Origin of the sequence: Methylobacterium trifolii (assembly GCF_022179685.1) — a bacterium.
GTDB classification, from domain to species: domain Bacteria; phylum Pseudomonadota; class Alphaproteobacteria; order Rhizobiales; family Beijerinckiaceae; genus Methylobacterium; species Methylobacterium trifolii.
This window is the reverse complement of sequence record NZ_BPRB01000073.1, coordinates 56,561-67,472: the sequence shown is the minus strand read 5'-3', so window position 1 is coordinate 67,472 and position 10,912 is coordinate 56,561. Positions and strand designations below refer to the sequence as shown.

Sequence of the window (10,912 nt, the reverse complement as noted above, 5' to 3'; positions counted from 1 at the left end):
GCAATATGATCCACCCGTGGGATCGGCCGGGGGGCGATCGCACCCCTCATCAATGGACGGAATCGACATGGCGAACGAGGGCACCGCGAGCCGGGACGGCGCGAAGTGGGTCTACGCCTTCGGCGACGGCAAGGCCGAGGGCAAGTCGCAGATGCGCGACCTCCTCGGCGGCAAGGGCGCCAACCTCGCCGAGATGTCGAACCTCGGCCTGCCGGTGCCCCCCGGCTTCACCATCACCACCGAGGTCTGCACCGCCTATTACGACAACGGCCAGACCTACCCGGCCGAACTGAAGGACCAGGTCCGGGCCGCCCTGGAACAGGTCGGCGCGATCACCGGCAAAAGCTTCGGCGATTCCCGGAATCCCCTGCTGGTCTCTGTGCGCTCGGGCGCGCGGGCCTCGATGCCCGGCATGATGGACACGGTGCTCAACCTCGGCCTGAACGACGCCACCGTCGCGGCCCTGGCCGACAGCTCCGGCGACCCGCGCTTCGCCTACGATTCCTACCGCCGCTTCATCACCATGTACGCGAACGTGGTGCTGGGCGTGGAGCACCACGCCTTCGAGGAGGCGCTGGAGCGCTACAAGGAGGGCAAGGGCTTCGACCTCGACACGGAACTGGGCGCCGACGACTGGAAGACGCTCATCCAAAGTTACAAGAAAATCGTGCGGGCGGAACACGGCTCGGACTTCCCGCAAGGGGCCGAGGACCAGCTCTGGGGTGCCATCGGCGCCGTGTTCGATTCCTGGATGATCCCGCGGGCCAAGAAGTACCGCGAGCTGAACGCCATCCCCGAGAGCTGGGGCACGGCGGTCAACGTCCAGGCCATGGTGTTCGGCAACATGGGCGACACCTCGGCCACGGGCGTGGCCTTCACCCGCAACCCCTCCACCGGCGAGAGTGCCCTCTACGGCGAGTTCCTGATCAACGCGCAAGGGGAGGACGTGGTCGCCGGCATCCGTACCCCGCAGGACATCACGGAAAAGGCCCGCATCGAGGCGAAGTCCGAAAAGCCTTCCATGGAGAAGGCGATGCCGGACAGCTTCGCGGAGCTGACCCGGATCTACGGCATCCTGGAAAAGCACTACCGCGATATGCAGGACATGGAGTTCACCATCGAGAGCGGGAAGCTCTGGATGCTCCAGACCCGCAACGGCAAGCGCACCGCCAAGGCGGCGCTCCGCATCGCCGTGGACCTGGCCGCCGAGGGCCTGATCACGCAGGAGGAGGCGATCCTGCGCATCGAGCCGGGCGCCCTGGACCAGCTCCTGCACCCGACCATCGACCCGAAGGCCGAGCGCAAGGTCATCGCCTCGGGCCTGCCCGCCTCGCCCGGCGCCGCCACCGGCGAGATCGTGTTCAACTCCGAGGACGCGGAGGCCGCGCGCAAGGCCGAGCGCAAGTGCATCCTGGTGCGCATCGAGACCTCGCCGGAGGACATCCACGGCATGCACGCCTCCGAGGGCATCCTGACCACGCGCGGCGGCATGACCAGCCACGCGGCGGTGGTGGCCCGCGGCATGGGCAAGCCCTGCGTCTCGGGCGTCGGCACGATCCGGATCGACTACAAGGCCAGGACGATGACGGTGGGGGGCACCACCCTCAAGGCCGGCGACCGGATCACCGTCGACGGGTCCACGGGGCAGGTGCTGCTCGGCGAGGTCAAGATGCTCGCCCCCGAACTGTCGGGGGACTTCGCCACCCTGATGGGCTGGGCCGACGCCCACCGCACCATGAAGGTGCGCGCCAACGCCGACACCCCCACCGACGCCCGCACCGCCCGCGACTTCGGCGCCGAGGGCATTGGCCTGTGCCGGACCGAGCACATGTTCTTCGAGGGCGACCGCATCATCGCGGTCCGCGAGATGATCCTGGCCGACGACGCGGAGGGGCGCCGGGCGGCGCTCGCCAAGATCCTGCCCTACCAGCGCCAGGACTTCTTCGAGCTGTTCACGATCATGTCGGGCCTGCCCGTCACGATCCGCCTGCTCGATCCGCCCCTGCACGAGTTCCTGCCCCATTCCGACGCGGAGGTGCAGGACGTGGTCGAGGCCACCGGCGTGACCGAGGAGAAGATCCGGCAGCGGACGCGCGAGCTCTCCGAGTTCAATCCGATGCTGGGCTTCCGCGGCTGCCGGCTGGCCATCGCCTTCCCCGAGATCGCCGAGATGCAGGCCCGCGCGATCTTCGAGGCGGCGATCCAGGCCGCCGCGGAGACGGGCGAGCCAGTCACCCCGGAGGTGATGGTGCCCCTGGTGTTCTCGCGGGCGGAGTTCGACATCGTCAAGGCGCGCATCGACGCCACGGCCAAGGCCGTCTCCGATGAAAAGGGCGCCACCCTTGCCTATCAGGTGGGCACGATGATCGAGCTGCCGCGGGCGGCGCTGAAGGCCAACGAGATCGCGCAGACGGCGGAGTTCTTCTCCTTCGGCACCAACGACTTGACGCAGACGGCGCTGGGCATCTCGCGGGACGACGCGGCGACCTTCCTCGGGCCCTACACCCAGAAGGGAATCCTGGCCGCCGACCCCTTCGTCACCATCGACCAGGAGGGCGTGGGCGAACTGGTGCGCATCGGCGTCGAGCGCGGCCGGGCGACCCGGCCCGACATCAAGCTCGGCATCTGCGGCGAGCACGGAGGCGACCCGGCCTCCATCGGCTTCTGCCAGGAGGTCGGCCTCGACTACGTCTCCTGCTCGCCCTACCGGGTGCCGATCGCCCGGCTCGCGGCGGCCCAGGCGGCCCTCGGAGCGGTCTCGGCCAAGGAAGGCTAGATGTAGGGCTGAGAGCCCGGATCGCCGGGGCTCGCACGTGCCGCGCTCCGGCCGTCAAAGAACCCGACACGACCTCACAAAATGCCTGCGCAAAAAACGGTTCCAGGCGGTTGAACCTTTGCCGTGAGGGCACGTTGCGTGCTTATGGCGGTCCGAGAGCGCGTGCGTGCACCGGGTCCGACCGGGCGTCACGTCGACCGCGAGAGCGCCGGCCATGAGCGACACCAGCCCCCTCTACATCGGTGAGAATCCCGCCGCCGTGCCGATGCACCGGGCGGTCGAGAAGGCGTCCCTGTGGCTCGCGGGCGCGGCTTGCGGGCTCGCCACCGCGGCGCTCCTGGTCTTCGCCGTCGCGACGGAGAGCGGCACAGAGGCCGAGCGCATCGCCCGCAGCGGCGGGGGCTATGCCGTGAGCCTGGTCTCGGCGCTCGCCGCTGCGCAGGCCCGCCGGACGCCCTGATTTTTCATTGATCCCACGACCGGGGCGGGCGCCTCAGCGCCGGCCCGGAACCGCACGCGTCGCCGAGCCGGTGAAGCGGGCAGCCGTGAGGTCGTCGCCGGGGCTGCGCTGGCCGAACTGCGTGGTCACGGCCTCGGGACGGGCGCCCACCACTCCGTCTGGCGTGGCATCGCCCTTGAGCCGGGCCGTGGCGAGGCGCACCGGCGCGGCGCGGCTCGCAGGCGCCGCGACGGTTTCGGCCGAGACCGCCTCGAACAGGGCGCGCAGCTGCGTCTTCGGATCGGCATCGGCCGGCACCAGGGCGACCCGGCGGGCGGGTGCGGGGGCCGGGGCGAGGGCGCGGGTCTCAGGACCCGCGATGTTGGCCATGCCGCCGCCGAGGGCGGCGAGCTGGACCGGCCGGGGCGGGGGCAGGGGCATCGCCAGGGCCGCGGTGACGGCGGCGAATTCCGCGGGCCGGCGCGGGGGCAGCGGCGCGGAGACCGCGCTCGCCACGGGCTCGGCCGGCGGCGCCTCTGTCGGGCGTTCGGCGGTGAGCAGGCTCCGGGCATCGGTCGCCTTGCCCTCGCGGCGCAGGAGCGATTCGCGCAGCGCGCCGCTGGCGGCGGGTGCGGCGTAGGCCAGGGCCGCGCGGGCACCGGCCGGGTCCTCGGGGTCGGCGCTCGCGACCGCGATGGTGGGTTTCTGCCGGCTGCGCGCCGCGGGGGCCGGGGCGGGGGTGTCGCTGCCGCCGCCGAACAGGCTGGCGAAGAAGCCCCGGATGCTCGGGCCCTCGTCCTCATCGGCGCCGGCCATCTGCGTGCTCACGCCGGCCACCGATCCGCCGCGGGCCAGGATGTCGGCGCGGGCCTCCTCGTAGCGGGCGAGCGGCCGGTTGTCGGTGGGCAGGTGGACGGTGCGGCCGTCCGGGAACAGGTTGGCGAGCTGGTCGTGGGTCATGCGCGGCCAGGAGCGCACCGAGCCCACGTCGAGATGCACGAAAGGCGAGCCGGCGCGGGGATACCAGCCGACGCCGCCCCGCTGCATCTGCATGCCCACGGCCCTGATCCGGTCGATCGAGACGTCGGGCAGGTAGAAGTCCATGGCCTTGCCGAGCATGTGCTGGCTGAACTCGGCCACCATCTTCGAGCGGCGGCGCAGCATCGCGTTGGTGCCGGGCGAGCGGTAGGCCGAGACGACGTGGATCGGCTCCGAGGCGCCGACCTGCCGGTAGGCCTCCCACACCGTGTCGAACAGGCGCGGGTCCATCTTGGTCGGCTCGTCGACGCGCCAGTCGCGCAGGAGCCAATTGAGCTGCTCCAGGGCGGCCCGGTCGTAGCGCCCGTCACGCTTGAACGTGACGGTGACGCTCTCCTTCGAATGGGTGTGGTAGATCGAGAGGGTGCGGGTGTCGCCGTTGGCGACCGCGTCCTGCGTACCCGTGGTGCCGGCGACCAGGGCCAGGACGATCCCGGTAGCGGCGAGCGCGATCCGGCGCAGGCGGGAGGTGGGCAGGACAGGCGGGGCTTCGGCAGGGAGGGTGAGGGAGTGTCGCAGGAGCCTCGGCACGATCGTCCTCACCCAATCCCGGAGCCCGCGCCGGACGCATGGTGAATGCAAGGTTGCCGAAAACCGTGAACGTCCGGTTATCGGGTCCTCGAACCACCGCCTCGATTCCTTACGGCTAAGGCTGGACCGTGGCGAAATCGTGCCCGCAATAGCGGCAGCGCACACGGGACGGGCGCGGGACCAGAGCGCCGGCCGCCCGGCGCCCGCAGGCTACCACCAGTAGCGGGAGGCCGGCGCGGGGCGCGGGGTCCACAGGCCCGGCTCGCCGTATTCCGGCGCCCCCTCGGCGCTGGCGCGGGCGGCGGGTGCCGCGGGGCGCGTCACGTGGCGCACCACCTTCGGCCGTGGCTTGGGGACCACCTCGGCCGCGCGCCGCGCCGGCTCCGCGGGGCGCCGGGCGACGGCGGGCGCGGAACCGCCCGGAAGGCCCAGGGCCGCGCGCATCGGACCGTCGTAGCCGTAGAGGTCCGGTAGCGTCCGGTAGAGGCCGGAATCGTCGACGTAGGCGGTGAAGTAGGCGAGGTGCACCGGCAGCTTGGCGTCGAGGCGGATGGTGCGTTCGCCCTTGCCGATCAGCTTCTTCAGTCGCTCGCCCGACCACGCGGCGGGCAGCACCGAGCCGGCGAAGCGGAACGGGTCGTCGACACGGACGCAACCGTGGCTGAGCGCCCGCTCGGAGCGCGCGAACAGCGAGCGGTTCGGGGTGTCGTGCAGGTAGACCGCGTGGTTGTTGGGGAACATGAACTTGATGAAGCCCAACGCGTTCCGCTCCCCCGGCGGCTGGCGCAGGTAGGTCTGGTTGCCGCGCCGGACGACCTCGTAGCCGGCCGTCCGGCCGGAGGCGAGCATGGTCTTCAGGATCGAGGGCGGCACGTACCAGGACGGGTTGACGACCGCATATTCCATCATCCCGGAGAAAAGCGGCGTGGGCGAATCCGTCTTGCCGACGATCACCCGCGTCTCGTCGGCCATCGCGCCGTTGCGGAACACCCGCAGATGAAACTCGGGCACGTTGACGAGGACGTAGTCGGCCCCGAGATCGGAGGGCAGCCAGCGCCAGCGCTCCATGTTGACGATGAGCGCCGCCTCGTCGGCCCCGACGGGCGCCCGGACCTCGGGATTGCCCAGGGCCACGACGGTCTGCGCGTTCAGGGTGCCGTTGCCCGGGATCCCGCGGCTGCGCTGGAAGGCGGCGACCGCGGCCGCCACCCCCGCATCGTAATCCTCCGGCGCGCCGGGGGCCGCGTCGAGGGTGCCGGCGGCGCGGGCCTCCAGGCCGAAGCGGGCGCGGATCAGCGGCACGCGGGCGTCCCGCATGCCGAGCCTCAAGGTCGGGCCGGGGGGGAGCCTGACGCTCGGCGCGTTGCTCGGGGTCCGGTCGCGGCCGGCGGCCAGCCGCGCCTTGAGGGCGCGGTAGCCCACGGTGTTCGGGTTGTAGCGCTGGAGCAGGTCGCCCGCGCCCGCACCGGCGCTGGCGAGTTGGGCCAGGACCGTGTCGGCGGCCGGAAGGTCGAGGGCCGGGGTGATCAGGCGGGAGATCGCGGTGAGGTTGACCCGGCCGCCCCTTGCGTCGCGGGCATAGAGGGCGACCGCGGCGGAGAGCTTCAGGTCCGCCTCGGCGACCTCGGCCAGGGAGTCGGGCCGGCTCAGGACGCCGAGCACGGGCACCGGGTAGGCCCGCGCGTCGAGCCCGTCCTCACCGGCTGCGGCGAGGCGGGCGGCGACCGCCTTGGCGGCCGGGGTGAAGGCCCCGTCCACGATCCAGACCGGCTTGAAGGCGCCCAGCGCATAGAAGGCCCGCATCGCCTCACGCTCCTTTGCGGACAGGCGCGGCAGGAGCGGGGCGGGATCGGCCAGGCGCGCGAACACGGCCGCGGGCTGGGGCTCCGCGGGCGGTGCGGGCGTCGCGGCCTCCACGGGCTTGTCGGGCGGCGGGGCGGCGGCCTCGGGCGACACGACGGGCGCCGGCGCAGCGCGCTCGGCCGGCAGCGCCGTGTCCGGCACGGCCCCGTCCGTGGCCACGGCAGCGGTGACGGCCACCGGCGCGCGGCCGGGCTCCGCCTGCGCCCGGACGAGGCAGGCCGGCGCGACCGAGCCCATCAACAGGGCGGCCAGCGCGGCTTTGGCTGAGCGCGAGACGCCCATGTTCGCATCTCCAGGGTGCCGGCCCGAGGGACCGCCCCAAGCTTATGATTATCCTCTCAAGCGGGGCCGTGCGCAACCGCACCGCCCCGCTCGCGCCCGGCTCACGCCGCGGCGTCCTCCGCCTTGTCGTCGCCCTCCAGACCGAGATCCTTGAGCTTGCGGTAGAGGGTGGATCGGCCGATCCGCAAGCGGCGCGAGACCTCGGACATCCGGCCGCGATAGAATTGCAGGGCGAATCGGATGATCTCGGCCTCCAGGGCGTCCATCGGCTTCATCTCGCCGGTCTCTTCGACCACCAGCGACATCGCGTGCGGATCGCGGACCTCGACGCGGACGATCTCGCGCACCGGCTCCGGCGCGTAGGCCGACAGCATCGGCTGGACGGGGGCGGCCGGGATGCGCACGTCGAAGCCCTCGACCTGGGCCGCGATCTGCGGGAATTCCGCCACCGTCAGTTCGTCCCCGTCGGCCAGCACCACGGCGCGGAACAGGGCGTTCTCCAGCTGGCGCACGTTGCCGGGCCAGGGGTAGCGGGAGAGGAGCGCCATCGCCTCGGACGTGATCGCGCGGACGCGCTTGCCTTCCTCGGCCGAGAAGCGGGCGCAGAACGAGCGCACGAGATCCGGGATGTCCTCGCGCCGGGCCCTGAGCGGGGGCAGGGTCATCGGGAAGACGTTGAGGCGGTAATAGAGGTCCTCGCGGAACTTGCCCTGCTTGACCAGGTCGAGCAGCGAGCGGTTCGTGGCCGAGATCAGGCGGATGTCGACGCGCACGCTGCGCTTGGCGCCCACCGGGTCGACCTCGCCCTCCTGGAGGGCGCGCAGGAGCTTGACCTGGGCATCCAGCGGCAGTTCCCCGATCTCGTCGAGGAAGAGCGTTCCGCCCGACGCCTCGACGAACTTGCCGACGTGGCGTTCGGTGGCGCCGGTGAAGGCGCCCTTCTCGTGGCCGAACAGGGTGGATTCCACGAGGTTGTCGGGGATCGCCCCGCAATTGACCGTGACGAAGGCCTTGCCGCGCCGCTCGCCCGAACCCTGGATCGCGCGGGCAAGCACCTCCTTGCCGACGCCGGACTCGCCCTCGATCAGCACGGGGATGTTGGATTTGGCAGAGCGCTCGGCGAGCCGCGTCACCCGCTCCATGTCCGGGCTCTTGGAGGTCAGGTCCTTGAAGCTCAGGGACCCGGAGGCGCGGCGGCGCATCCGCCGGACCTCTTCCTCCAGCTGGTCGACGCGCAGGGCGTTCTTGATCGAGACTTGGAGGCGCTCGGCGCCGGCCGGCTTGACCACGAAGTCGACGGCGCCCGCCCGCATGGCGTTGACCACCGCGTCGATCGAGCCGTTGGCGGTCTGGACGATCACGGGGGTGTCGAGGCCGGACTTGCGCATCTCGGCGAGCACCGCGAGGCCGTCCATGCCGCCGGGCATCACCAGGTCGAGGAGCACCACGTCGATGCCGGCTTCGGCCCGCAGCAGGCTCAGGCCCTCCTCGCCGCTGTCGGCGACCCGCGCCTCGAAGCCGAAGCGGCGCACGCTCGCCTCGGCGAGGCGGCGCTGCACCGGATCGTCGTCGACGATGAGAACCGTTGTCGACATGCGGGCTTTCCTCGGCAGACCGCGCGGGCACCTCGGCGCGGGACCCAACGGCCCCGGCGCCGGAGACGGCCCGGCTGCGTGTTTCGTTTCGAACCGCAGGGTCGCCCAGATGCGTAAAGTCCCGCTTAACGACGATCGAACCTTTCGCCGGGGACGTGCGGGTCGGCAGCGCGGAACGACGGCCATGGCTTCGGCGACTTCAGGGCGCGAAGAGCGCCTCGCGCAGCGGGTTTTTCGGGACGAACGTCCCGGGAGACATGGCGCGGAGGATCGGCCAGAGCCCACGGAGGCGGGCGATGGCGCCTCAGGCCGGGCAAGGAATCGGGACAATCGCATTCAAGCGATTGTCCCGGGCGCGGAATCCGGTTGAAGGCCGGCCGTCCCGCTCGATATCAGCGGACACCGGGACCGCGACGCCACCCAGACCGGCGACCCGGAAGGAACGAGGACCATGCCGAGCAGAATCGCCACCCAGTCGGACACCCTCCGCATCTCCGAGGGCGCCCAGGCTGCGCGGGATACGGCCCGCGCGGTGGACCTCGGCCCGCTGCCCGAATGGGACCTCTCGGACCTCTATCCCGGCCTCGACGCCCCCGAGTTCCGCGACGACCTCGCCCGCGCCGTCTCCGAGTGCCGCTCGTTCTCGCAGAGCTATGCAGGCCACCTGGCTGCCCTGGCGCAGGGACCCGACGCCTCTGGCAGGCTCGCGGAGGCGGTCGCAGCCTACGAGGCGATCGAGGACCTGTTGGGCAAGCTGATGTCCTATGCCGGCCTCGTCTATTCCGGAGACACCACCGACGAGGCCCGCGCCAAGTTCTACGGCGACACCCGCGAGCGTCTGACCGACGCCTCGGGCGACCTCCTGTTCTTCGCCCTCGAACTCAACCGCATCGACGACGCGGTGCTGGATGCGGCGATGGCGGACGGGCCGCTCGCCCATTACGCGCCCTGGATCGAGGATTTGCGGCGGGAGAAGCCGTTCCAGCTCGAGGACCGGATCGAGAAGCTGTTCCTGGAGAAGTCCGTCACCGCCAACGCCTCCTGGGACCGGCTGTTCAACGAGACCATCGCCGCCTTGCGCTTCCCGATCCAGGGCGAGCAGCTTCCCCTGGAGCCGACCCTGAACAAGCTCCAGGACCCGGACGGCGCGGTACGCCGCGAGGCGGCCGGCGCGGTCAGCGAGGTGCTGCGGGCCAACCTCCGGGTGTTCACCCTCATCACCAACACGCTGGCCAAGGACAAGGAGATCTCCGACCGCTGGCGGGGCTTCAAGGACGTGGCCGACGCCCGCCACCTCTCCAACCGGGTCGAGCCCGAAGTGGTGGCCGCCCTGGTGGACGCCGTTCGCGACGCCTATCCGCGCCTGTCGCACCGCTACTACCGGCTGAAGGCCAGGTGGTTCGGGCTCGACGCGCTGCCCTATTGGGACCGCAACGCGCCCCTGCCCCGTGTGGAGCAGCGCACCATTCCCTGGACGGAAGCCCGCGACACGGTGCTCGACGCCTACGACGCGTTCTCGCCGCGCATGGCCGGCATCGCCCGGGACTTCTTCGACCGGGGCTGGATCGACGCGCCGACACGGCCCGGCAAGGCGCCCGGCGCCTTCGCCCATCCGACCGTGCCCTCGGTCCACCCCTACGTGCTGGTCAATTACCAGGGCAAGCCGCGGGACGTGATGACGCTCGCCCACGAACTCGGCCACGGGGTGCACCAGGTGCTCGCCGGCCCCAACGGCGCCCTGATGGCGCCCACGCCCCTGACGCTGGCCGAGACCGCGAGCGTCTTCGGCGAGATGCTGACCTTCCGGCGCCTGCTCGCTGCAACCACCGACACGACCCAGCGCAGGGCGATGCTGGCCGCCAAGGTCGAGGACATGATCAATACGGTGGTGCGGCAGATCGCGTTCTACTCCTTCGAGCGCAAGGTCCACCTCGCTCGCGCCAAGGGCGAGTTGACCACCGAGCAGATCAACGAGCTCTGGATTTCGGTTCAAGCGGAGTCCCTCGGCCCGGCCATCAGCCTCGATGCGGGCTACGAGCCGTTCTGGGCCTACATCCCGCACTTCATTCACTCGCCGTTCTACGTCTACGCCTACGCCTTCGGCGATTGCCTCGTGAACTCCCTCTACGGGGTCTACGCCAAGGCGGAGGGCGGCTTCGTCGAGCGCTACTTCGCCCTGCTCTCGGCCGGCGGCTCGAAGCCCTACGGCGCGTTGCTGGCCCCCTTCGGCCTCGACGCGAAGGACCCCGGCTTCTGGCAGATCGGGCTGGGGATGATCGAGGGGATGATCGCGGAACTGGAGGGGATGGAAGGACAGGGCTGAGGCGGGACGTCGGAAACGCCTTTGGCTCACGCCCGCAGGATGTTATACGTTTCGTACAACATCCT

General features: G+C 71.2%; 6 protein-coding genes. 3 read left to right on the top strand and 3 right to left on the bottom strand.

Annotation, left to right across the window (positions count from 1 at the left end):
• Positions 1-67 precede the first annotated feature (67 nt).
• Positions 68-2,776, top strand: coding sequence for a pyruvate, phosphate dikinase (gene ppdK / locus COGEMETH_RS07205; protein ID WP_238181924.1), 2,709 nt, complete (start codon positions 68-70; stop codon positions 2,774-2,776).
• A 214-nt stretch (positions 2,777-2,990) separates the two neighbouring features.
• Entirely contained in the window at positions 2,991-3,236 is a 246-nt protein-coding gene (locus tag COGEMETH_RS07200; protein ID WP_238181923.1) for a hypothetical protein, read from the top strand.
• 33 nt (positions 3,237-3,269) lie between these two features.
• On the opposite strand, the gene COGEMETH_RS07195 is transcribed toward COGEMETH_RS07200, so the two are convergent.
• The 3 genes from COGEMETH_RS07195 to COGEMETH_RS07185 all read right to left on the bottom strand — a co-directional run bounded on the left by COGEMETH_RS07195 (position 3,270) and on the right by COGEMETH_RS07185 (position 8,524).
• On the bottom strand, positions 3,270-4,784 hold the full coding sequence (locus COGEMETH_RS07195) for a peptidoglycan L,D-endopeptidase MepK (protein WP_238181922.1): 1,515 nt from the start codon (positions 4,782-4,784) through the stop codon (positions 3,270-3,272).
• 210 nt (positions 4,785-4,994) lie between these two features.
• Positions 4,995-6,929, bottom strand: coding sequence for a L,D-transpeptidase family protein (locus COGEMETH_RS07190; RefSeq protein WP_238181921.1), 1,935 nt, complete (start codon positions 6,927-6,929; stop codon positions 4,995-4,997).
• Positions 6,930-7,030: 101 nt separating this feature from the next.
• On the bottom strand, positions 7,031-8,524 hold the full coding sequence (locus tag COGEMETH_RS07185) for a sigma-54-dependent transcriptional regulator (protein WP_238181920.1): 1,494 nt from the start codon (positions 8,522-8,524) through the stop codon (positions 7,031-7,033).
• A 451-nt stretch (positions 8,525-8,975) separates the two neighbouring features.
• On the opposite strand from COGEMETH_RS07185, the gene COGEMETH_RS07180 reads away from it, so the two are divergent.
• On the top strand, positions 8,976-10,847 hold the full coding sequence (locus COGEMETH_RS07180; RefSeq protein ID WP_238181919.1) for a M3 family oligoendopeptidase: 1,872 nt from the start codon (positions 8,976-8,978) through the stop codon (positions 10,845-10,847).
• Positions 10,848-10,912 lie beyond the last annotated feature (65 nt).

Bases quoted from the DNA above. Each gene is read 5' to 3' on its own strand.
- ppdK (WP_238181924.1), top strand. From the start codon at position 68: ATGGCGAACGAGGGCACCGCGAGCCGGGACGGCGCGAAGTGGGTCTAC.
- COGEMETH_RS07200 (WP_238181923.1), top strand. From the start codon at position 2,991: ATGAGCGACACCAGCCCCCTCTACATCGGTGAGAATCCCGCCGCCGTG.
- COGEMETH_RS07190 (WP_238181921.1), bottom strand. From the start codon at position 6,929: ATGGGCGTCTCGCGCTCAGCCAAAGCCGCGCTGGCCGCCCTGTTGATG.
- COGEMETH_RS07185 (WP_238181920.1), bottom strand. From the start codon at position 8,524: ATGTCGACAACGGTTCTCATCGTCGACGACGATCCGGTGCAGCGCCGC.
- COGEMETH_RS07180 (WP_238181919.1), top strand. From the start codon at position 8,976: ATGCCGAGCAGAATCGCCACCCAGTCGGACACCCTCCGCATCTCCGAG.